Raw genomic sequence first — 22788 nt, forward strand, 5'->3', positions numbered from 1 at the left:
ATGGCTGAGGGAAAAGAAAAAGAGGTTGAATTAAGAAGCGAGGAATTTCAAGAGGTATTAGGAGATATTCCACCTTGGATTTTACGATGGGGTATAACGATGTTAGCAACAATTATTATAATTATCTTAGTCGGAAGCTCTATTTTTAAATATCCGGATATTATAAGTTCTACTATGACGTTAACAGGAACCACTCCTCCGGCAGCCATAGTCGCAAAGGTCTCAGGTAAATTAACAGAATTGAATATCAAGGATAATCAAATTGTTAAAGCAGGGGATTATTTAGCTGTTATTGAAAACCCAGCAAATACTAAGGATATACTTTCACTCAAAAAATATTTAATTGGGATTGATAAAGGTCTTGATACAATAAACACATTACCCCCTAAAGAAATGAATTTAGGCAGTGTACAAGGCATATATTCTTCTTTTTACATAATAATATCCGATTATATCCAATTTAAGCAACAAGATTATTATCTGAAAAAGATAGATTTGATGGGAGACCGCATAAAGCGGAACGAAGTATATTACACCAATATGTTACGACAAAAAAGTATAATAGAAGAACAGTTGAAATTAATAAAACTACAGTATGCTAGAGATTCGACATTAAATAAAAAAGGCGTTCTATCTAATGAAGAATTTGAAAAATCTCAAAATCAATCTCTACAAGGACGTCTTTCTTTAGAAAATATGTCTTCAACCCTAGAGAATATGCAAATACAAATAGCACAAATGCATGAAGATCTTTTAGATACTGAAAATCAATACATAGAAAAGAAAAACACCTTAGAAACGCAGATAAAGACATATCTGACACAGCTATTGACTGAAATCCAAACATGGGAAATAAATAATGTACTTATAGCCCCAGTTAATGGAAAGGTCACATTTACAACTTACTGGGTCGCAAATCAAAACATAACAGTTGGAGATGAAATATTCAATATCATACCTACAGATAAAGGAGAGATCATCGGGAAAGCGTCTCTACCTATCGCTCGGTCGGGGAAAGTGAAAATTGGGCAGAAGGTTAATATCCGATTTGAGAATTTTCCTGATAATGAATTTGGCATTGTACGTGGCATTGTTCAGAATATATCGTTAGTGCCCTCTAAAGGTAAAGATGGAAATAACTATATTGTTGAGATAAAGTTACCCGAAGGTTTATTGACTACTTATAACAAAGAATTGCCTTATCTACCGGAGATGCAAGCCCAGGGGGATATTATAACGGAGGATATATCTTTACTAGAACGTTTCTTTATGCCAATAAGGAGAGTGTTTAAAGAAAATATATGAAAACTTAATAACAAAAATATCTAGTTTTTGCTATGATAAAAATGCCTAAAATAATCCATCAGATCTAGTCAGGAATTGATGAGCCTTTACCAGAACTAGCTGAAACATGGAGAAGAAATTATCCAAATTGGGCAAACATCTTTAATTTTAAAACAAATAAACTTTAGTAATAATGAATATAACTTTTTCTTCGGCTACTGAAACTATATATAAAAAGCTTCATGAAGAACTTTTAGAATCGTTTAAGTTCAATCCTAGTCTGGGGTTAGCCCATGGAAAGATGGGTATCTGCATATATTTTTATATTCTAAGCAGGCAACAGAATAAAATGGAATATCGGCAGATTGCAAAGCAGATATTAGAAGAAATCAATGACAATCTGAATCAAGGTATGAATATTGATTTAGAAAGTGGTCTAGCTGGAATAGCCCTCGGAATTAGATATCTAATTTTAGAGGGATATGAACCCGGAGATGTAAACGACATATTGGAGGAGATTGATGATCAGATATATAAAAGTTTATCTAATATATTATTAGATGTTCAAACCATGCCTTATCTGAATGGATCTACCAATATTCAACTTTTATATTATCTTTATTTGCGCCTTGTTGATCTAAAACCCGATTCTGACAACACGTTTTTGTTTGAGCGGCTAATTATTAAATTAATCAACCTTTTGGGTGATGAAATCTCTGATGATTTTTTTAAAGAGGCCCCGGGCTATTCCTTGTACCACTATCATTTACCTTTTTTACTATATACATTTAATAATTTATTAAAATTGAACATCTATAATAGTAAAATAAATACTTTGCTATCTGCAACAATTAATAAGATTCTATCACATAGGCCGGTATTACATTCAAACAAACTATATCTTTTGTGGGGAGCACTCTCTATAAGATCCCATATCAATTCAATTGAATGGGATAATTACTTTCTTGATTTAGGACATCAGATTGATATTGAATATTTAATAACTAAAGAATTAAAAGACAAGGATATTTTTTTTAGTAATGGAATCGCAAGTATCTATGCTCTTTTAATAAAAATCAATGAGATGAAATCCTTGATGCAAATTCAATTTGATGTAAATTCTTTTCAAAATAAAATTACAAAATCTGAAGCTTGGAAATCGTTGCTAGAGAAACCAGCTTTTTTCAAAATTCATAAGGGTCTATTCAATGGTTTCCCCGGGACTATTTTAATGTTACATTCAATAAATAATTCATTATAAAATGAAGACAGACTTATTAGATACAACTTTTATTATACCTATACGACTTGATTCTATCATAAGATTAGAAAACCTATTATTAACTGTTGAGTCTTTATTTCAAGCATTCGAAACTAATATTTTACTACTAGAAGCTTCATCATATAACAATAATCTGATTACTCATTTGTTGAAGGATGAAATACAGTACTATTTTATAGAAGATAAAGATCCCATTTTTTTCAGGACGAAGTATCTTAATATGATGACTGAAAAAGTACGAACTCCATTTCTTGCCATTTGGGATGCTGACATAATTATCAATAAAGACCAAACAATCGATGCCGTAAATCAACTGAGAGTTGGTAAATCTGATATTGCTTTTCCCTATGATGGCAAATTTTATGATGTCTCTGAGATCATTCGAGAGCATTATATAAACCATAGGGATATTGACTTTTTTAGGCGAAATGAAAGTAAAATGAATTTGATCTATGGTGATCAAATGGTTGGGGGAGCTATCATTGTTAATAAGGAAAAATATATTTATGCCGGAATGGAAAATCTTAATTTTTATGGTTGGGGACCGGAGGATTCTGAAAGATACCAAAGATGGCTTGTCTTTGAATATAATATATATCGCAGCAAAGGACCTCTGTATCATTTGACACACCCTAGAGATATAAATGGAAAATCAAGATCCGAAAGTCATTTTGAGAGATTAACTTTTACAACAACTTCAGTTGCAAACAGCACAAAAGAAGAATTATTGAATATGCGGAAAATAAGTTCTAAGTAATATTTATTTTATTTACACATTAAATTCAGTAACTAATCATATAACTGTAATTAACCATTTAATAGATTCGGTATATTATAGTTTCAGAAAAAGTGAGACTGTAAAGTAAACTGTGTCAAGCAAGAATAAAATATTATTTTTACTAACACAGTTTTTATTATGGAAAAAAAGTTTGATTTTGAAAGTATTAAGAAGAAAGCCCTGGAGCAACTTAAATCAGGCAAGTCTTTATTAGGCAGGGATGGCGCTTTTGCCCCGTTATTGGAAAATATCCTAAATGCTGCATTGGAAGGAGAAATGGATGTTCATTTAGATGAACAGGAACGCCAGTCGGGAAATCGACGTAATGGCCATACCCCTAAACAGGTTCAAACCCCTCTGGGTGAAGTCACCGTGCATACCCCTCGAGACCGAGAATCTACATTTGAGCCTGAATTTATCAAAAAACGCGAACGTATTTTAGCAGATGGTGTTGCAGATCGCATTATCGGTTTATATGCTATAGGTAACAGTACCCGCCAGATCAGCGATTGGATGGAAGAGAGTCTGGGCAACCGTGTATCGGCTGAAACTATTAGTTCCATCACAGACCGGGTTCTCCCCGAGATCCAGGCCTGGCGTAGCCGTCCTTTGTATAATGTTTATGCTATCGTTTGGATGAATGCCATTCATTACAAAGTTATGTACGATAAGAACCGACCGGTAGCTATCTATAACGTTTTGGGTATAGACAAAGAGGGTTACAAAGACTTGTTAGGCATGTATATTGCTAAAAGTGAAGGAGCCAACTTCTGACTGTCCTGCTTATCGGATCTACAAAGCCGGGGAGTGGAAGATAACCTGATTGCCTGTACCGACAATCTGACCGGCTTTGCCGATGCCATCAAAAGTATTTTCCCTGATACTACTGTTCAAACCTGTATTGTCCATCAGATATGGAACTCTATCAAGTATGTAGCCAGTAAAAACCAGAAAGAGTTTATGCGTGATTTTAAACTGGTTTACCGTGCTGTCAGCAAAGAACAAGCGGAAGTAGAACTGGACAATCTGGAACTTAAATGGGCAGAAGATTACCTCATCATTATAAAATCATGGCGCAATAACTGGGACCGGCTCTCGGCTTACTTCCAATATCCTGAAGGAATAAGACGGATGATATACACCACCAACACAGTCGAGGGATATCACCGTCAAATCAGAAAAGTAACCAAAAATAAAGGAGTTTTCACTAATGATACAGCTTTAGAGAAGCTCGTTTACCTAGCTTACCGTAATATCAAAAAGAAGTGGACGATGCCGCTCTTGGAGTGGAGTAAAACGGCTCAGCAACTGGCTATTATATATCCAGATAGATTTAAATTACTGGATTAATAACAATATATCCAATATTTTATTAGTTTTGTAAAACCAACAAAGCGATGGTGACACTTTATACCATTGTAACGCAAAAACGATTAGGGGATCGACCCCTACCGTTTTTACCAACAAAGCTCCGGATAGACATTACCCATTGTAAAAAATCAATGTAAATAAAACCGAAGTTATAGAGATGAAAAATTATTTGACACAGTTAAATTTACACGCCCGAAAAAGTAGTTTTCAACTTCCTTCCTACTCCTTGAAAATAAAAGAAACGAAAACAGAAACATGTTTTTATCTTTTCAAGTAATATCAAAATAAAGGCAAAGCTCTTGTCTTTGCCTTTATTTCAATTTATTCCACATTCAGTTCTTGAATTTCGCTATCCAGCCGTTTAATATTTTCTTCATTCTGTTTCTTTTGTTCTTGCTTCCGAGCCTGCTCTTGCAAGCGATGCTCATAATCAATCACACTTTTACGGATATTCTTAACAATAGAAGCACTATCCGGATAATAGAAAAAGTTCTCTAAACGTGTAATCTCATTCGATAAGATACCATTCTTCATTTTCACAAACCTATATTTCAGATCATTATCGGTCAACCTGCTATTTTCCTGATACTGATTGTAATTTCCAAACAAAGAACAAAACAGACCGAGTGAAAGAAAAATAATAGCAATAACAGTCTTACTCGACTTAAAATCAATTGTATATTGATTTTTTACAAGGCTCGGTTGTTTAGCTACTGTTTCCAATTGAGCTATTTTTTCATTGAGGAACTCTGAAAAGGAATTATTAGCTTCATCCTGTAACTGTCGCATCGTCGCAATCATTGCTGCTGTGTATGCCTTTAACTCTTCCCCAGTAACACCTTTCTTGGCCTCGTCAATAGTTTGTACTATTTTATTTAGTAAATCAATCTTTAGTGCAGATTCTCCATCATCTGCTTTTTTCAAAGAACGAATCTCAATCATAATCTCGGACAGTATTTCTGAAAAACCGTCCATTGTTATCTGGATATTGTCTATTTTATCATTCATAATTCAATTAATTTAATCTGGGTCGTTTATTATTTTTTCTGTTTATTTTCTTTTGGAAGCGTTCCATCTCATTTTGAAAGCGTTCTTCCTGCTGATCTTCACCATGAGTCTGGAATACCGACATTGAGTCTAAACCCTCGATCAGTGAACCGACAATACCGGCTCCCTGACTTTGAGAGTTATTCTCTTTGGCAAAAGATTGTCCTGTGGTTTTACTCTGAATACAATCCTGAGCATTGTCTTTCAGTTGCTTGTCAAGTTTTAAGTAACTGAAATTACGGTCTACCTCAGAGCCTTTGAAAGTCACATCGCCGATGGTAAAGGAAATACCTTGTACCTCATGGGTCTGTCCTTTATATTTGAAGGAAATGCTTATGCCTTTTTCTTTCAACAGCTTTTCAAGGTCAGTCCAATCGGTTGCTTTTTTCAAAGCTTCCTTTATTCCATCATGCACCTGATATTTGGTCTTATCCTTACCTCTTAGCTTATGCTGCTTGACTTTATCCTTTCCTTTACCATAAGACAATCCGTATTTATTCTTTATTTTCTTACAGACAGCCTCATTGCGGTAACGGTCATTTTTATCGCTTATCACCTTGCCGTTATTATCAATGCGGTTATAGACGATATGTACATGGGGATTTCCGTTGTCATAATGGCGTACTATGATATACTGGGTATCGGTTATATTCATCTCCTGCATATATTCCTTAGCCAATGTTACCATAGCCCCGTTAGTAAGCCTGTCAGTATCATCAGGCAGATAGCTTAACGATATATGCCCAACGGGATGCTTGATATTCGGTTTCATCAGGCGTTGGGTGTTAAAGCTCCTGATGATACTATCCATATTGGATAGAAGCACCCCGTCGGCAGCTATCATCTTTGCATCCTGCTTATTCATAACATAGCGGACACATCCTTTAAAAGCGGCTCTTTGCATAATTTTTCCAATCATCTGATAAATGGTTAATAATACTTACAATTATGTTTCGCAGGCTTGTTATCTCTATTGCTACACTTGTAAAGCCATCCTTGTTGGCTGACCTTGCTAATTGGTTCAGGTTATTGGCTTCTCCCGATAGTTTGCGAAGCGTATCTGCATCGTCTTTGCCTATACGCTGGACTACTTTAGCTGAGAGCAATGAAGAACGGGCGAAACTGCTTAAACTCAGACCTGCATCCCGGGCTCTTTTTTTCAGGGCTAGATATTCCATTGTTGTAACCCTTACACTAATGACTTTCTCTTTCAACCGTGCAGAGACTCTATTTTTTGATACGTTATTTTTTATATTATCATGCATAATATTCAGCTTGTTTTAATTAAGATAAATGCTTATTTCTTTAATGCCGTCCACATAAAACTGCGACCAACGGGAGCGGTTTTCCCCTCCGCCAAAGGCGGAGCAAGGTAGGAAATGTATACATTTCCATAACCTTGCCATGCGCCTCAACTTGGGAGGATAGCTGCTAACCGGAGTAGTGCAATCCCGAAGGACAGCCTGATAATTTAGCTGGACTTTGGGCGATCAGGCACACTGTATAAACTCAGCGAGCTAAACACACCAGACTTCAAAATCTGACAGGTGTTAGTCAGATGAGCGAATGCCCAAAATTCAGCCGGAACAAAACACCAATAACTCATCGGTGGGGGATCGCCCGGCGGCAAGGGGGGAGACCACTCCTCCCGACGAGTGTAAAACGGATACTGTAAGGATCATTATTGTGTATCCTCCTTTAACTTTTTTAATCCCAGATCGACAATCTTAGGTTTGCCTGCTCGCATCCATGCGTCCAGTTCCTCCAAGTCGAACCGCAATGATTTACGAACTCGTATAAACGGAATAGCATTTTGATTTACGAGGTTGTAGATGTACTTTTTCTCAAAACCTGTGAATTCACTGGCTTCTTTCAGCTTGACTAATTTCTTAGGATTTTCTTCTTTCTCTTTTTCTCTGAGAAAAGGCAATACTTTGGGTATAAGCTTTTCATCAATAACTTCACTTACCCATTTCTTAATGAGCTGTTCCAACGATTTTTTATTAAACAATTCTTCCATAAAACAAATAATTTTGGTGATACAAAAAATTTCTATGGAGCAAATATCTTAATAGTCAAAAAGTTATGGAATTAGAAGTATTTATATATGTAATGCGATGTAATACAGTGAATTATCACATACTGAAATGGTGTAGTATTTCCTATATTATTCATAGTATTTGATTTTAGAATACTATTGTTCAGTTTCGACCTAAAATAACCAATTTGAAGCATGAAAAATTGCGTGTTTTGCTCAGTATTAATAGAAAAAGCCCCCCTATAATGGAAAGTTTCCATTATAGGGGGGCTTTTATTCGAGAAAAAAATATATTATTTCTTTTCTTGATCTAAAATTTTCAGGAAGGTGTTTCCTCTTTCTGTTATTTGAAATCTTTGAGATGGATGATTTATGTTATTGGGGATGGTATGCTCAATAAGTTTGTCCTCAATAAGTTTTGAGATTATTTTATTAAGCTGTCCTGAAACTTGTTTCTGCCCAAGTTCTACCGATAATTCCTTTCTCGATAAAGTCTTGTTTGTAAGTATTAATAGAATTTCCGCATACAATGATTTGTTTTGTAACTCTTGCTGTAGCTCTTGCTCCAACTCTTGCTCCAACTCTTGCTGTAACTCTTGCTGTAACTCTTGCTGTAACTCTTGCTGTAACTCTTGCTGCAACTCTTGCTGCTTAACAAATTCCTTTTTTATAAACTGAACCTGAAACGATAGTCCTGTTTCCCTCCACTTAAATTCTATATCGGGATATTCTTTCAATTCGTCAGCAATCATCTTTAGTCCATTTCCCCACTGGTCGATAATGCCTAGACGCTTAAAAACAGGTGCTATTATTTTATTCTTTGCATCAGACTGACGGCTTTCCATTGCCGAATAGTCAATAGATGGAGGAAGTAGTCCGGGGCTCGTAATCTCAATCATATCATCATAGATGGCGACTTTTATATCTTTCCCTGTCAATGAATAATCACGATGGACGACCGCATTCCGTAAAGCTTCTCGAATGGCTTTAAGCGGATATTCCCAGCGAGATATAGTGTAAACGCCTTCTACTGTAGCCCCTTTATTAATGTGGCGAAGAACAAAGTTATATGCTTCTTCGGCTTGCATCGAAATGTCTGTGCTTATCGTTTTCTGATCTATAAACGTTTCGGACTTAGTGCCTTTAAAACGTGCACATTCGATTTTGGCAAAGTGAAACAAAGAATTACGCAAATTATCATCCGAAAATAATATAAGTGCCTGAGTTGGATATAGTACCCCCTCAACGTCTTTTACAAGTTCTAACTTTTTCAGTGCTTGGAGGTCTAAATCTTCACTTGTCTTATCCTTATATATTTGCTTGAAGCTGTCATATTTAAGTGCACTCAAAGGTTTATCAAGTACAATCTCACTATCAAAAGACAGATTTCGCTTTCGTCTTTCAAGTTCGCCAATAATATTTTCGTCCGCCTGACGATTGGTTGAGCCGACACGTATAAAAGTACCGTGCAACTTCCCTAAATCCTTCACATAATAAGGAGGGGTATTTCCTCTGTATATAGTTACTCGTATCAGATGCTTGTCTCCTTCGGACAAGAATGTTATATCAGGAATTATTGTCGGGTAACATTTGGTATAAATAATATTACTTATCTGCTCCTCGATGGAGGTCAAATCATCTTCGGGCAGACCGACCACTTCATGAGGATTGTCTTTTATCCCTATGAAAAGTTCGCCACCTGCGTCATTTGAAAATGCCACAATTGTTTTCGCTAAATCCGAAGTTTTAGGTAATTGCTCCTTAAACTCTAATCGGCGACCTTCTGGTTGAGATAATATTTCTTTAAAATTCATCTGTTGTGTATATCTAAATTCTATGGTCTAATCAAAAACGAAAAACTCTTTTATCCTGTCTTTCGGCTTTATTTTGAGAAATTCATTTTGTGCGGTTTTTATTCTTTCACTCGTGTAATGCTCCAGTTTCTGATTCGGTATATTGGGATTTGGGCGAAAGTTGGAAGTAATATATTCCATTATAAATTGATCTTTGCCATCAAAGCCCTGACGATATATTTTACCTATTTCAATTCCCTCTTCAACAAATTGAACCAATTTTATCAACCCTTTACTCCAGATAAGTTTATTGACTGGAGTAGCCCCCATCATTATTAAAACAAAATCACTTTTATATTCAAAAACAACACATTTATATGCTAATAGGTTTTCCCAGACTCTTGTAATCCATTCGGGTTGCCTTCTTGAAATATGGGGTATTCCTGTTTCTTCTTTTTTTTGTGCTCTGTATTTCGTAAATAGGTAGTCTAAAGATTTCTCTGCTTTTGATTGCTTTTCCTTAGCTATAACATTCCTATATATGTATTCTTTCAATTTTATTTCTTGTTCGGTCAAAAATTTAATGGCTTCATTAGCCGTAAATCCTCTTGCCTGTATTTGAAAATCCATGTAATGAGCATCAAAAGCAAAGTCGTTAAATTTCCATGAAAGATATTCCACATACAGACAGATACCAAAAAAGCTTTTTATGAAAAATGTAATTATTTTCCAACCGTACCTGATAAGAAAGTTTTTATCAGCTACATTTTCATTATTCCGATTGAAGTAGTCATTCAGCCGAGAAAGTTTCTTCCTTAAAAGTATTTTTCTATATGTTGCTAATTCATCCATTTGCGAGTTTAGTTAGTATTTCTGCAACATCTTTTTTCTGGTCTTGCGTAAAACCTCCCAAATATTGCTCTGTGGTAGCAAAAGAAGCATGCCCGAATCCTTTTGAAATATATGCTGTTGATACCCCATTTCGTAAAAGTGTTGTCGCCCACGAATGGCGTGCTACATACGTTGTGACTTTAGCATCTATGCCCAAACGTTTAGCTATCCGCTTCATATAAGCATTAATACTGCGGATGGTTATATGAGTTGTATGATAGATATCATCGGGTGTCATAGTACTATTTATTACATCAAATATATGATTTTTATTTAGACGTTCTTTATTTCCCCATCGTTTAATTATAGCTGCTACTGGTTCGGATATAAATATTTCGAGAGGCTCTTGTATTTTTCGGGTTCGGATAGTTTTCTTACGATGAAAATAAATAAAATTACCATCTATATTTTCATATTTCAAAGCAAATATATCAGCCATATTCATTCCGTTGCAATAGAAGCTGAAAAGCCATAAATCACGAGCTTTGGCTTCTTCCTCTGTTAAAGGTTCGTACTTAACTATTTCGGTAATCGCAGATTCTTCTAACGCTTTTTTGATATTGTTTGCTTTAGGAATTTCATATTTGCGATGGCTTTTCATACCGAAGGGATATTGATCTTCACTGATTATTTTATCGGCTTTAGCTATATTTATGATAGCTCTTAATGATCGCAGATAAATTCCAATAGTTGTAACCGACCTTCCATTCTCTAACATATGTCGTTCATAAGAATTGAGAAAGTCTACCGTCACATTCTTAAATTCCAGTTTAGGAGAAAAGGAACGTAAAGATTTTAAAGCATCAATATAGGATCTGGCTGTGCCAATTCGTTTTTCATCTTCTAGTTTTCCAATATACACTTCAAAGCTGCTATAAACATCCTGTTTGTCTGCCCTTTGTTTTATTTGCTTATCATAGAACAGTATTTCAAAAGTTTCAAAAGAAAACGTGTCGCCTAACAATTCAACAGTTTTGGTTGCTCTGACTTTTAGAGCATCCATATCAGACTTCAACTTCTTCAATACCTTATCTTTCAATTGAACAGAATTTAGCCTATCCCAATCTTCAACCGAGAGTGAAAAATCCGTATTATATCTTTTCTTCTGCTTATTATAATAAATTACAAGTTTAACAGGACACCTGGAAAATCCAGTGAGCGTTGCCCCCTCGTGCCAAATCTAAATTGACCCCTGAAAAAACTTTATGATTACCCCTAAATTATCCTGGTCGACGGGGTCATTTTTATTTTAGATTTACTTGTTTTTGTCTACCTTCATTTTTCTCACACTCTCACCGGTAAGTTCTATCTGATGCGCCGAGTGGACGATGCGGTCAAGAATGGCATCAGCGACTGTTGGTTCTCCTATTGCATCATACCAGTTGGCAACCGGTAATTGTGAGGTCACAATGATAGATTTGCGCTCATGACGATCTTCGATGATGTCAAGCAATATTGAACGTTCTTTAGCGTCAAGAGGAACAAGAAAGAGATCATCAAGTATAAGTAACTGACATCGTTCTATTTTCTTGAGTTCGGCCTCGAAGATCCCCTTTGTCTTTGCAACTTTTAGCGCTCCCATAAGTTTGGATGCATTGGCATAGTTAGTTCGTATTCCGTTCTTACACGCCTGATACCCAATGGCTGTTGCAATATAACTTTTGCCGGTTCCGGATGAACCGGTAATGAACAGATTCTTTCCTTGACGGATAAAGTCAAGCGACGAGAGCCGTTCTATATGGTTGCGGTCGAGACTTCGATTGATGGTATAGTCTATATTCTCAAGATAAGCCTTGTATCGAAAGCCGGCCCCTCGAATCAGGCGTTGTATGGAGGCATCCGAACGATAGTCCCATTCACGAGCCAATAGTAATGAGAGGAAGCCGTCAGCAGTCATAGACTCGGCAACGGTGGACTGCAGGCTTTCCTTAAAGGCGGCAGCCATACCATGCAGCTTCATACGGTTCATCAGATCCAGAGAAATGATATTTTGGTCTTTCTCCTGAGTAACGGGTGCGGTTTTATTATTTGTTTCCATTGTTGTTGTTAGTTTTTGTTGTTGATTTTGAGAAGTATTCACGTCCACGGATGTTCTTGTGGTGCGGAAGTGATAAGTTGGTGTCCGAGTCCTGATCAGCCTGTGGCAGAAAGTCTGCATCATCGCCCCGGTTCAGGATACCGATAACATCTTGATATCCGTAAACGCGCATCAATGAAGCACAGGCGCATGCCGCCACAAGCCTGTCCTGTCCGAAGGTCTTTTCCAAGGCTAGGATACCTCTGCATGAGCGGAAGGCCTGAGGCATATATTTCTTCTGCGATGCTACATCCTTGAGATAAAGCAAGACGATATTATCTATCTGAGTAGCTCGTTCAAAAACCTCGTCCAGATCCTTTTCGTAGCTACCATGCCTACCGGGAAGATTGTGTGCCTCCTTCCGAGTGTAGCCATAGGGAGTGTCATCACGCTGGTGGGTTGTTACCAGCCGCAGGCCATAGAAGATATCGAGAGTATCAGCATCGTAAACAATATCGACACGCTTGCCTACATATTCCTTTGGCACGCTGTAATGATGCTTCTTGAGAGTTACATAGCTATTACGCATCACGGTCACAGATTTGCGTTCCTTCATCTGATACCGCACAGAGGGTAAAGTTCGTAGATAGTCTTTTTCTACCTCTTCAAACAACTGCCTGCGAGACTGATTGCGTCCGGTAAGTTTTCTCTCGTTGAAACGACTTAGAGATTGGATAATGCAGGCATTGAGTGATTCCAAATCATGGAACATCAGACCTTCGAGATCGGTATAAACAGACTTGTACATCAGTTTTACAGCGTTCTCTACAAGGGCTTTGTCTTTTGGGTGCCTGACACGTGCCGGATATACACTACAACCATAATGCTCGGCAAAAGCGGCAAAGTCTTCGTTAATAACCGGCTCATTGCGATTGCTCCGAGTTACCGCCGACTTCAAATTGTCAGGGACGATTGCAAAGGGCACACCCTCATAGAAGTGTAGTGCATTCTCACATGCTTTTATAAGGTCTTCTTTCTTCTGCGACCAGACTGCCTCACAGTAGGTATAGTGGCTACAAGGAAGGATGGCTACAAAAACTTCAACGGATCTGACTTCGCCTGTTTGCTCATCAACAACCTCTAGACGGTCGCCCGCAAAATCAATATACAGCTGGTCTGCGGCGTAATGCTCAACGTGACCCACCGGACGTGATACAAGCCGATAACGTTGTATGTACGCGCCGAAACTTGCATGACGGAATCCACCCGGATGCTCTCGCCGGTACTCTTCATACAAAGATTTTACTGTCACTCCTTTGCGTGTAAGTCTTGCGGCATACTCAGGTAAGAGCGCCTCCAGTTCCAACTGACGCACTGAAGGGGTACGTTCCCTCTCACCGCTGCTTCCAAACATCTCCTCAAGGCGCTTCGCCGGCATGGACTGAAGCTGCTCCATTGGCATACCACTCTCTTGAAACAAACGCACATACTTGCGCACTGTGTTACGGGATAGCTCAAAGGTCGCGCTGATACCTTTTATACCCATCCCCATTGCATAGCAATGAAGAATGTTTGCTAATTTTGTTGTCATAGTAATTTTAGTTTTAACCCATCGACCAGGAGGGTAAATCTAAATTACATAAAAATCCCCTGTTGGTTTATATTCCGACAGGGGACATTTTTATTTTGGCGAAAAGGGTCAAACATATTTTGGTACATGGGGTCAATTTAGACTGGCACGAGGGGGCAACGCTCACTGGATTTTCCAACATCTATTACGAGATAAAAAAAGCGTTCCCAGCGGGATCACTAGCAAATGATGCAAAAAGAAGTAAAACCTTGATTTTCAGTAGAAAGTCAAGGTTTTTTCTTTTGTCCTAATAGGCGAAAAATCCTTTCATGTTTTATTTATTCTCAAAAAGAATAAAATCAAAGCAAACGGAGAAGCCCCTATTGCCTTCCGAATCACTGTAGACAAGCGGTTCTGTGAAATGTTTGTCCGACGAAGTACACTTGTCGAGAATTGGGATCAGACCAAAGGTAAACTTAAAACCAAAGACAAACTATCCACCGAGATCAATATGTATATTGATACGGTAAGAGCTAAAGTTCAGAATATTCTGCCAAAGTATTGGATAGTTCTATTATGAGGGATATTCAAGAAGTAGATAAGAAATTTTCATTGTAGTTTCTTTCATCTGATCACGAAGATATATCAAGAGAATAATTCAGCAAGGTCAGGCTCTACGAGTTTGAATAAATAATCTTCCTTTCTACGAAAGAGTATTATTTATCAAAACCTTGCTTTTATTATTCTCTTTTTAAATTGGTGGTTTATCAGTTGGAAAGAAAAAATAATATTCAATATAATCGAAAAAGCATGATTGTTCCTCATACTTCTCTAAACTATCTACGTTCTTCTCATTTCTTTTGGAGGAAAACAAACAAACCTTTAATTTGCAATTTATTTTAGATATAATTATGAAAACTAAACGACTTACCATTGCCATACATACCTTAGTTTGGTTGTTGTTGCTGGTTGTTCCATATATTTCAACCGATCAGGTGTTTAACTCATTAGATCCGGCTTCTGACGTCAAGTATCTTTTATTATGCTTTACGATAAGCAGTGTGCTGTTAATTACATTTTACTTCAATTATTTTTTTCTTATCCCTAAGTTTTTGTTTTCAAAAAGGAACTGGCTCTATTTTCTATTCTTACTATTGATAATAGTAATAGTATTATTTACTCTTGGCATAATATTTTATTTCTCTGATTTTAACCCTGAAAGGTTAACCGAATCGGAGCCGATAGTTGAAAAGATCATTCCGGTTATTATGATCAATGCTATTGTATTGTGGCTCTTGTCAATCGGCTCTTCTATTTTATGGGCATTTTATACTAGACTAAAGCAAGCAGAAAACGAAAAACTTTCAGCACAAATAGCATCCCTAAAATCGCAAATTAACCCTCATTTCTTGTTTAATACGCTGAACAATATATATGCGACAGTTATTGATACCTCGCCCAAAGCTGCGGATATGATAGATAAACTTTCAGAGATGATGCGATATACAATGAGAGATACACAACAGGATTTTGTTTTACTGGAAGATGAAATAAATTATATTAGTAATTATATTGAACTACAACGGCTTCGATTAGACAGGAGTGTGAAGCTGGAATATAATTGCATGGAAAATATTCCAGACTTGCAAATTGCTCCTATGTTACTCATTCCTTTTGTTGAGAATGCTTTTAAGCATGGAGTAAATTCTGAGCAAAAAAGCCATATAAAAATCGAAATAACGATGAATAAGCAAGAGCTTCAGTTGAGTGTGGCAAATAATAAAGTAAGTATTCAGCAGAATATTTATGAAAAAAGTGGATTAGGCATTGAAAACACAAAGCATCGGTTAGATTTAACTTACCCCTCAAAGCATTTGTTGGTTATCAATAATATAGAAAAGCAGTTTCTCGTTTCTTTATATATCGATTTACAATGATGAATGCAATTGCCATAGATGATGAACCGTTAGCACTTACAGTGATTAAATCATTGTGCGAAAAGAATGAGAACATTAATCTTCAAAGAACATTTACTCAGCCGAGTGAAGCACTAAGATATCTACATAAGTATCCGGTCGATCTGATTTTTTGCGATATACAAATGCCAGCGATGACCGGAATTAACTTAGTAAAAGCATTGCGGCATAAAACAATGGTGATTTTCACTACTGCTTTTAATGAATATGCCGTTGTCAGCTATGAATTAAATGCTATTGACTATTTACTTAAGCCTATCAATCTGAAACGATTTACACAAGCTATATCTAAAGCTCAGGAGTATTTTGACTATATCAATAAGCAAGATCAAAGTGCAGATAAGAATATCTTTGTTCGCGCCGATTTTAATCTGGTAAAAATTCCTTTAGCGGACATTCTATACATTGAAGGCTTAGCCGATTATCTTAAAATTCATATCAAAGACCGCAAAACGATTGTAGCCCGAATGTCTATGAAAGATATGATAGAGAAGCTAAATTCTATCGATTTTATTCGTGTGCATCGTAGCTATATTTTACCATTCAATAAAATTGAAGCAGTAAGAGGAACCACCATATTCATAGGAGATAAAGAGTTCCCCATCGGAAGAACATATGCCGATGATTTTTTTAATCGTTACTCTTCTTAAAGATACCTTCCGATTTCCTTTGAAAATACCCTGACAACCGTTGATCGTTATCAGGGTATTTTCATTCATCGCATAAATCCGCCCCTTCTTCTCAAAAATTTCCACGACCTTTTTATTGATAGCATATTTGCATCGTGATTATGAAAACAGATTCACGATAGCGAACTCATAATTCTGTCATTAAAGATAAACTCCAATAAATAAGTAGGATGAAAATGAAATTTCTTTATACACTATTCCTTTTATCAACTGCACTCAACGCTTTCTCGCAAGAGAAATTTACATTGAGCGGCACTATTGCCGATCACTCCAATAATGAGACATTGATTGGTGCAAGTATTATTATTTCAGAAGCAAGAAGTACTTCCACTGCTACCAATTCCTATGGCTTTTACTCTATAACATTGCCTAAAGGGGATTATACTGTTATCATCAGCTACATGGGTTTTGAAACTATTCAGGAGAATATTTCTCTGACCGCAAACACAACTAAGAATTTCTCAATGTTTGAGAAAAGTTCAACATTAGGAGAGGTTGTAGTCACTGTCAATGAAAATAAGACCAGAATCTTCAAACCTGAGATGAGTGTGAATAAACTTCCTATAAGCACAATTAAGAAAATGCCGGCGGTTATGGGTGAAGTCGATGTGTTGAAATCATTATTACAACTTCCGGGAGTAACTAATGCACAGGAAGGCGCATCAGGATTTAATGTAAGAGGAGGCTCTGTAGATGGAAATCTTGTTTTACTCGATGAAGCGGCAGTTTATAACACTTCACACCTGTTCGGTTTTTTCTCTGTTTTCAATTCCGATGTGATCAAAGATCTAAAATTATATAAAGGAGGTATTCCTTCTAATTTCGGAGGTCGGGCATCCTCGGTCTTAGACATCTATCAGAAAGAGGGAAATAATAAAGAATATCATGTAAATGGGGGAATCGGATTAATCTCCAGTCGCTTGTTAGTAGAAGGACCAATCGTAAAAGATAAAAGCTCGTTTGTTGTGGCTGGGAGAGGAACATACGCACACCTTTTACTGAAGTTGGCAGATGAGCCGAACTCAGCATACTTCTATGACCTGAATGCCAAACTTAATTATCGATTCAACGACAAGAATAATCTTTTTGTCTCCGGATATCTGGGTAATGATGTTTTTGACATGAATAAATCTTTGATAAACAATTATGGAAATATTCTAACCAATGTAAGATGGAATCACATCTTTACCGATAAGATATTCTCTAATATGTCAGCTATATATAGCGATTATAAATATGGATTAAAGATAAAGTTTGCAGGTATCGACTGGAAGTCAAATATTAGAAACTATAACTTCAAATATGATTTTAAGCATTATCTATCCAATAACTTGATCCTGAATTATGGACTTAATTCTATTTATTATCAGTTTAATCCCGGAACAATAAGACCTTTCGATGAAACATCGGGAGTTATTCCGGATCAGATTGCTAAAAAGAATTCTTTTGAGAATGCCCTGTACCTTAGTGCAGAGCAGAAGTTAACGGATAAGTTATCAGTCAGCTACGGACTCCGATACAGTAACTTCCAACGACTCGGCAAAGAAGAAATAAATATATACGAAAATAATGAAGCGGTAGTTTTCAATCCTGAATTTCAGATTTATGAAGAAGGAACCCCTATAGGAACAAAATATTATGGCACAAATAAATCTATCGTAAGTTTTGGTAACCTTGAACCACGATTGGCAATGGCTTATGCTCTAAATGATGATAAATCTATAAAGTTAAGTTATAACCGGATGAGTCAATATATCCACCTGATATCCAATACGGCATCTGCCACACCTCTTGATATTTGGGCTCCCAGTGACAAATTTCTTAAACCGGAGATTTCCGATCAGGTGGCATTAGGTTATTTACAGAACTTTGGCGGTGATAATTACTCACTAGAAGTTGAAACATTCTACAAAACGATAAAAAATAAAGCGGATTACATTGATGGGGCAAATTTAATTGCACATAAAGCAATAGAAAGAGTCCTCCTGAATGGTAAGGCTCGCTCATATGGGTTAGAATTGATGGCAAGAAAGAATACAGGACGATTAACAGGTTGGCTTTCTTATACCCTTTCTAAAGCAGAACAACAGACTCCGGGGAGAAATGCCAATGAACCGGGAATAAATAACGGAAAATGGTATCGGGCTAATTATGATAAATTGCATAACCTATCAGTTACAGGTGCTTATCAACTAAGTAAAAAATGGTCTTTAGGAGGTACTTTTACTTTTCAATCGGGTAAAGCCGCAACATTTCCGAATGGAAAATACGAGTATCAGGGAATAACTATTGCGAATTATGGTACACGAAACGCAAATTCATTAGCAGCATATCACCATTTAGATTTATCGGCAACTTACACGCCAAATCCGAATAAGAAAAAAGGATGGCAAGGCGAATGGGTATTTAGTATCTACAATGTTTACAACAGGCACAATGCAGCTTCTTACAATTTCGGACAAAATGCAACGACAGGATTGAGTGAAGTTAAGAAAATGTCCATATTCGGTATTATCCCCGGAATCACTTACAATTTCAAGTTTTAAAATAAACATTCAAAAAATCATAAGATGAAATCATTAAATATAATTCTAATCGTAATAATAGCTTTGTCCTTTACTGCGTGCTATGAAGATGTTATCAAAGTCGATTTAGAGACAGCCGAGCCAAGACTGGTAATAGATGCATCCATTGACTGGATAAAGGGTACAACAGGCAACGAACAAAAAATTAAATTGACGACCACAACAGGCTACTACGAGGATAAATTTCCGACCGTTTCAGGAGCAACCATTTCTGTAGCCAATACAGAGAATATCGTTTTTGATTTTATTGAGACTACCAGTAAAGGTGAATATATCTGCACCAATTTTGAACCTGTTATTGGAGAAACATATACATTGACAGTTAACCTGAATGGAGAAACATATACCGCTACGGAAACTTTAATCGGGACACCAAAAATCGAAGATACAATCCAACAGAACAATAAAGGAGGTATGGCAGGTGACGAAATTGAAATTACATACTACTATCAGGACAATGGTGCTGAGTATAATTACTATCTGTATAGCGTTAAGATGAGGCATATAATATTCCCACAATATAGTGTCGAAAATAACGAAATGAATCAGGGCGCCTTAACAGCTGTTTATTATTCACATGAGGATTTGGAAGTGGGGGACGTTCTAAACCTCAAATTATACGGAATCTCTAAAAGATATTATGACTATATGGCAAAACTACTACTAGCATCAGGTAATGATGATGGACCTATGTTTTCTCCAACACCAGCTGCTGTTCGAGGTAATATTGTAAATCAGACCGACAGTAAAAATTTTGCTTATGGATATTTCAGATTATCGGAAGTAGATGTTAAAGATTATACTATTAAAGAATAAACTATGAAAGTATCATATAAAAGAGGATTTAATTATCGAGCGTTCGTGTCTATCGGACTATTCTTTGCTCTGATAATTTTGTTTATTACAGCTATATTAATTCAGTTCTTTGAAGATGACCCTGATAGCCTTGAAAAACATATTAGCGTATCATGTCATGCTTTAGCCGGAATCGCTTTTATAATCTTAAATATATTTCATCTAAAATTAAACTGGCAGTCCTTTAAGTCTTATCCTAAGAATAAGGAGGGTGGCATTAGTAAGGAAATTATTACAGCAGTTCTATCAATAATTTTATTTCTAACCATAGGAACTTTTATCGTATACCTTCTTTTAGGAGGATAGCAAACGGAGGATCTTATATTCTGAATTCAAAAACAGTCAGACGGAGCAATTCAGAATGCAAGAGCAGATTCTCCCCTTTGAAAGAAAAATGAAGATGTGCATATAAAATAAGCAAGTATAAACTTCTAGATGCAGATTTAAATATTGGCCTCTTAGCTGATTTAGGATTATCTTCTACTTTGGGAATATTCGCCCCGGAAATACACAGAGAAGATACAGAGGAATTGAAAAAAGGCGAAGAATAAGGAATTGGTGTGAAAAAAAGAATGGCTTAATTTATATTAAGATATCGAAACAAATGCTATATTTATACTCAAATAATGAGACTAACTATTGACTATTCCTATGAAAAACAATAATACGATATTTTATTTATTAACTTTTCTTCTAATTTTATTGTATTCCTGTGAATATGATAAAGATCCGATATACTTTGAAGAGCTAGCGCCTCCAAAAGATAAGGTAGAACTGGAGATTGAACTGTCTCATGTTCTTCCTGATAATATAATCTACATATATGAGTATACTAAACTGACATATAAGATAGATACAAAAGGGAAGGATATATTCGACTTTAAGATATCAATCGACGCCGATGCCGAGATTGATCAAAATAGCATTCGTTTGCGTCCTTTAGCAGATAACTCTGTCAGAAAATTAACTATTGATATTCAATTAAAAACACATACAGGAAGTATCGCAGATCATCTTGGATATGAGAAGTATGTGGGAAAATATGAGTATGATGTTAAATTTGTAAAACTTGAAGAGAATTTTAAAACGAATCTTCGTGGAGGAAAATCGGAAGAAGGTTACTTGCAGCTCGATTGGGATGAACCCGTATTTGACAATGCAAAGCTTTTAAGATATGAGTTAATCTATACCGATGACATTAAAAAAGAACAAGTAAAACAAATAATAACGGATACTAAACAAACTAGTCATATAGATAGAAGCTACACATGGGGTTATAAAACCTATGAGTTATATGTCTACTATAAGAATAACGATGTTGATTATGAATCCTTGAAGGTAGATTACTTTAGTCCGGAATATTATGGCTTTAAAACCAATCCTAAATTCAGTTATGAATACCTAGACAATGAATCGATGAATGTATCGTGGGATAATACCGGATACAAGTGTAAGTATTTGATTATTGGAGCAGATGGGTCAAAAATAGAGTGTGGTCAGAATCAAAGAAAAGTAAAAATGCAACGATTCAGATTCCCATCTGATGCTAGTCGGTTTAAGCTATATATATTACCTTTCAACATGCCATATGATGACTATGAAAAGGGTGTATTTATCGAGTGCGATTATTATTGGTACCTTGCCGAGGAATATTCGGGAATTCCTCAAGCGTGGAATATCTCTAAAAATGAATATTATTATCTCTATCACGATGAATTGAGCATATACTCTATATCTGATTCTTCTAAGAAAAGAGACCTTTTGCTGCGTGAGATTGGCTATTTTGATAGAATGTATATGTCTGTTTCTGCAAAAACTTCACAGATTGCTATCTATAAATATATGTATCCGACACCAATAAGTATATCCGATATCTTTATATATAATAATAGCAACTTTGAAAATCCACTCCAAATCCAAAAAATAAATATCCATTCCGATCCTATTTATTTATGCGACAATTACACGTTGTTTTATCATGATTTGTTTTGGCTGGGAGATACTAACTACGAAAGGTCTTGTATAGTATTGAACAGTAAAACAGGAAATGAAATCTTTAGACAAAGATTACAAAATAGAGAATCTCAGATTGCCGTATCCCCTGACGGAAAATATTTATGTGATTATTATAAGGCACATCTCATTATCTATGAAATACAGGACGACAAAGCTGTACAAATATACTCTTATACAAATGCCGACTATAGATATCCAGCTTGTCAGTTTAGCTATTCTAATCCGAAAGAGTTAATATTAAGAGGAGATACAGAAACTGTAATTTTTGATGTTGAGTCACTTACCAATAAAAATTCAAAAAAAGGTAAATTTTTATATCAAGATCCTATTACCGGTAACATTGCTTGTCTGGATGAGCAATACAATCAAAATTTTCTTTTAAATATATACGATAAAACATTGTCTGAAAAATTAATTAGAATACCGTTCAATTATTATACATCTGGTAATAATTCATTCTTCAATAGCAGGTTAACCTTTAATGATGTGATGGCATATCGTTTAGACTTACCCTTATAGAAATACCTAAATTATGTATAAATATAAAGTCTTATTCACTCTATTCATATTTGCAATTCAATTCAGTTGTGAATATA

Annotated in this window: 19 protein-coding genes and 1 pseudogene; 11 read left to right on the forward strand and 9 right to left on the reverse strand. The window is 36.0% G+C overall.

The window, feature by feature from the left end; genetic code table 11:
• From ACYQ3L_RS06420 to ACYQ3L_RS06435, 4 genes and pseudogenes are all read left to right on the forward strand, one after another.
• Entirely contained in the window at nucleotides 1–1305 is a 1305-nt protein-coding gene (locus tag ACYQ3L_RS06420; RefSeq protein WP_379997613.1) for an HlyD family secretion protein, read from the forward strand.
• Between the two features lie 172 nt (nucleotides 1306–1477).
• Entirely contained in the window at nucleotides 1478–2545 is a 1068-nt protein-coding gene (locus ACYQ3L_RS06425) for a lanthionine synthetase LanC family protein (RefSeq protein ID WP_379997611.1), read from the forward strand.
• A gap of 1 nt (nucleotide 2546) precedes the next feature.
• Complete coding sequence (locus ACYQ3L_RS06430) at nucleotides 2547–3323, forward strand: galactosyltransferase-related protein (RefSeq protein WP_379997609.1); 777 nt, start codon at nucleotides 2547–2549, stop codon at nucleotides 3321–3323.
• Between the two features lie 159 nt (nucleotides 3324–3482).
• Nucleotides 3483–4694: pseudogene (locus ACYQ3L_RS06435) on the forward strand (IS256 family transposase).
• A gap of 342 nt (nucleotides 4695–5036) precedes the next feature.
• Here ACYQ3L_RS06435 and ACYQ3L_RS06440 read toward each other — a convergent pair.
• The 9 genes from ACYQ3L_RS06440 to istA form a co-directional block, all read right to left on the reverse strand.
• Entirely contained in the window at nucleotides 5037–5723 is a 687-nt protein-coding gene (locus tag ACYQ3L_RS06440) for a hypothetical protein (RefSeq protein WP_379997607.1), read from the reverse strand.
• Nucleotides 5724–5730: 7 nt separating this feature from the next.
• Nucleotides 5731–6666, reverse strand: a complete 936-nt coding sequence (locus ACYQ3L_RS06445) for a relaxase/mobilization nuclease domain-containing protein (RefSeq protein ID WP_459952365.1) — start codon at nucleotides 6664–6666, stop codon at nucleotides 5731–5733.
• Nucleotides 6647–7027: a plasmid mobilization protein gene (locus ACYQ3L_RS06450; protein ID WP_379997603.1), complete on the reverse strand. Its 381-nt coding sequence runs from the start codon at nucleotides 7025–7027 to the stop codon at nucleotides 6647–6649. Before ACYQ3L_RS06450 ends, ACYQ3L_RS06445 begins: the two co-directional genes overlap by 20 nt.
• 416 nt (nucleotides 7028–7443) lie before the next feature.
• The gene (locus ACYQ3L_RS06455; RefSeq protein WP_379997601.1) at nucleotides 7444–7782 is read right to left on the reverse strand and encodes a helix-turn-helix domain-containing protein; all 339 of its coding nucleotides are present in this window, start codon (nucleotides 7780–7782) and stop codon (nucleotides 7444–7446) included.
• Nucleotides 7783–8093: 311 nt separating this feature from the next.
• The gene (locus ACYQ3L_RS06460) at nucleotides 8094–9614 is read right to left on the reverse strand and encodes an RNA-binding domain-containing protein (protein WP_379997599.1); all 1521 of its coding nucleotides are present in this window, start codon (nucleotides 9612–9614) and stop codon (nucleotides 8094–8096) included.
• 27 nt (nucleotides 9615–9641) lie between these two features.
• The gene (locus tag ACYQ3L_RS06465; RefSeq protein ID WP_379997597.1) at nucleotides 9642–10445 is read right to left on the reverse strand and encodes a hypothetical protein; all 804 of its coding nucleotides are present in this window, start codon (nucleotides 10443–10445) and stop codon (nucleotides 9642–9644) included.
• Nucleotides 10438–11664, reverse strand: a complete 1227-nt coding sequence (locus ACYQ3L_RS06470; RefSeq protein ID WP_379997711.1) for a tyrosine-type recombinase/integrase — start codon at nucleotides 11662–11664, stop codon at nucleotides 10438–10440. The genes ACYQ3L_RS06465 and ACYQ3L_RS06470 overlap by 8 nt, the downstream gene beginning before the upstream one ends.
• 75 nt (nucleotides 11665–11739) lie before the next feature.
• Nucleotides 11740–12522: an IS21-like element helper ATPase IstB gene (gene istB / locus ACYQ3L_RS06475; RefSeq protein WP_459952321.1), complete on the reverse strand. Its 783-nt coding sequence runs from the start codon at nucleotides 12520–12522 to the stop codon at nucleotides 11740–11742.
• Nucleotides 12509–14092 carry an IS21 family transposase gene (gene istA / locus ACYQ3L_RS06480; RefSeq protein WP_380002093.1) on the reverse strand — a complete coding sequence of 528 codons (1584 nt, stop codon included), beginning with the start codon at nucleotides 14090–14092 and terminating at the stop codon, nucleotides 12509–12511. Before istA ends, istB begins: the two co-directional genes overlap by 14 nt.
• Before the next feature lie 319 nt (nucleotides 14093–14411).
• Between istA and ACYQ3L_RS06485 the strand changes: the two genes are divergently transcribed.
• The 7 genes from ACYQ3L_RS06485 (at nucleotide 14412) to ACYQ3L_RS06515 (ending at nucleotide 22711) form a co-directional block, all read left to right on the forward strand.
• Nucleotides 14412–14651, forward strand: a complete 240-nt coding sequence (locus ACYQ3L_RS06485) for an Arm DNA-binding domain-containing protein (protein WP_379994065.1) — start codon at nucleotides 14412–14414, stop codon at nucleotides 14649–14651.
• A gap of 331 nt (nucleotides 14652–14982) precedes the next feature.
• On the forward strand, nucleotides 14983–16008 hold the full coding sequence (locus tag ACYQ3L_RS06490) for a sensor histidine kinase (RefSeq protein WP_379994056.1): 1026 nt from the start codon (nucleotides 14983–14985) through the stop codon (nucleotides 16006–16008).
• Complete coding sequence (locus ACYQ3L_RS06495; protein ID WP_379994057.1) at nucleotides 16005–16697, forward strand: LytR/AlgR family response regulator transcription factor; 693 nt, start codon at nucleotides 16005–16007, stop codon at nucleotides 16695–16697. The genes ACYQ3L_RS06490 and ACYQ3L_RS06495 overlap by 4 nt, the downstream gene beginning before the upstream one ends.
• A 209-nt stretch (nucleotides 16698–16906) precedes the next feature.
• Complete coding sequence (locus ACYQ3L_RS06500; protein ID WP_379994058.1) at nucleotides 16907–19282, forward strand: TonB-dependent receptor; 2376 nt, start codon at nucleotides 16907–16909, stop codon at nucleotides 19280–19282.
• A 24-nt stretch (nucleotides 19283–19306) separates the two neighbouring features.
• The gene (locus ACYQ3L_RS06505; protein ID WP_379994059.1) at nucleotides 19307–20137 is read left to right on the forward strand and encodes a DUF4249 domain-containing protein; all 831 of its coding nucleotides are present in this window, start codon (nucleotides 19307–19309) and stop codon (nucleotides 20135–20137) included.
• 3 nt (nucleotides 20138–20140) lie between these two features.
• A complete protein-coding gene (locus ACYQ3L_RS06510) occupies nucleotides 20141–20482 on the forward strand; it encodes a DUF4405 domain-containing protein (protein WP_379994060.1) in 342 nt (113 codons plus the stop codon).
• A gap of 345 nt (nucleotides 20483–20827) precedes the next feature.
• Nucleotides 20828–22711, forward strand: coding sequence for a hypothetical protein (locus ACYQ3L_RS06515; RefSeq protein WP_379994061.1), 1884 nt, complete (start codon nucleotides 20828–20830; stop codon nucleotides 22709–22711).
• Nucleotides 22712–22788 lie beyond the last annotated feature (77 nt).

The organism is Dysgonomonas termitidis (assembly GCF_054657735.1).

Coding starts and splice junctions, on each gene's coding strand:
- ACYQ3L_RS06420 (WP_379997613.1), top strand. CDS start 1: ATGGCTGAGGGAAAAGAAAAAGAGGTTGAATTAAGAAGCGAGGAATTT.
- ACYQ3L_RS06425 (WP_379997611.1), top strand. CDS start 1,478: ATGAATATAACTTTTTCTTCGGCTACTGAAACTATATATAAAAAGCTT.
- ACYQ3L_RS06430 (WP_379997609.1), top strand. CDS start 2,547: ATGAAGACAGACTTATTAGATACAACTTTTATTATACCTATACGACTT.
- ACYQ3L_RS06440 (WP_379997607.1), bottom strand. CDS start 5,723: ATGAATGATAAAATAGACAATATCCAGATAACAATGGACGGTTTTTCA.
- ACYQ3L_RS06445 (WP_459952365.1), bottom strand. CDS start 6,666: ATGCAAAGAGCCGCTTTTAAAGGATGTGTCCGCTATGTTATGAATAAG.
- ACYQ3L_RS06450 (WP_379997603.1), bottom strand. CDS start 7,027: ATGCATGATAATATAAAAAATAACGTATCAAAAAATAGAGTCTCTGCA.
- ACYQ3L_RS06455 (WP_379997601.1), bottom strand. CDS start 7,782: ATGGAAGAATTGTTTAATAAAAAATCGTTGGAACAGCTCATTAAGAAA.
- ACYQ3L_RS06460 (WP_379997599.1), bottom strand. CDS start 9,614: ATGAATTTTAAAGAAATATTATCTCAACCAGAAGGTCGCCGATTAGAG.
- ACYQ3L_RS06465 (WP_379997597.1), bottom strand. CDS start 10,445: ATGGATGAATTAGCAACATATAGAAAAATACTTTTAAGGAAGAAACTT.
- istB (WP_459952321.1), bottom strand. CDS start 12,522: ATGGAAACAAATAATAAAACCGCACCCGTTACTCAGGAGAAAGACCAA.
- istA (WP_380002093.1), bottom strand. CDS start 14,092: ATGACAACAAAATTAGCAAACATTCTTCATTGCTATGCAATGGGGATG.
- ACYQ3L_RS06490 (WP_379994056.1), top strand. CDS start 14,983: ATGAAAACTAAACGACTTACCATTGCCATACATACCTTAGTTTGGTTG.
- ACYQ3L_RS06495 (WP_379994057.1), top strand. CDS start 16,005: ATGATGAATGCAATTGCCATAGATGATGAACCGTTAGCACTTACAGTG.
- ACYQ3L_RS06500 (WP_379994058.1), top strand. CDS start 16,907: ATGAAAATGAAATTTCTTTATACACTATTCCTTTTATCAACTGCACTC.
- ACYQ3L_RS06505 (WP_379994059.1), top strand. CDS start 19,307: ATGAAATCATTAAATATAATTCTAATCGTAATAATAGCTTTGTCCTTT.
- ACYQ3L_RS06510 (WP_379994060.1), top strand. CDS start 20,141: ATGAAAGTATCATATAAAAGAGGATTTAATTATCGAGCGTTCGTGTCT.
- ACYQ3L_RS06515 (WP_379994061.1), top strand. CDS start 20,828: ATGAAAAACAATAATACGATATTTTATTTATTAACTTTTCTTCTAATT.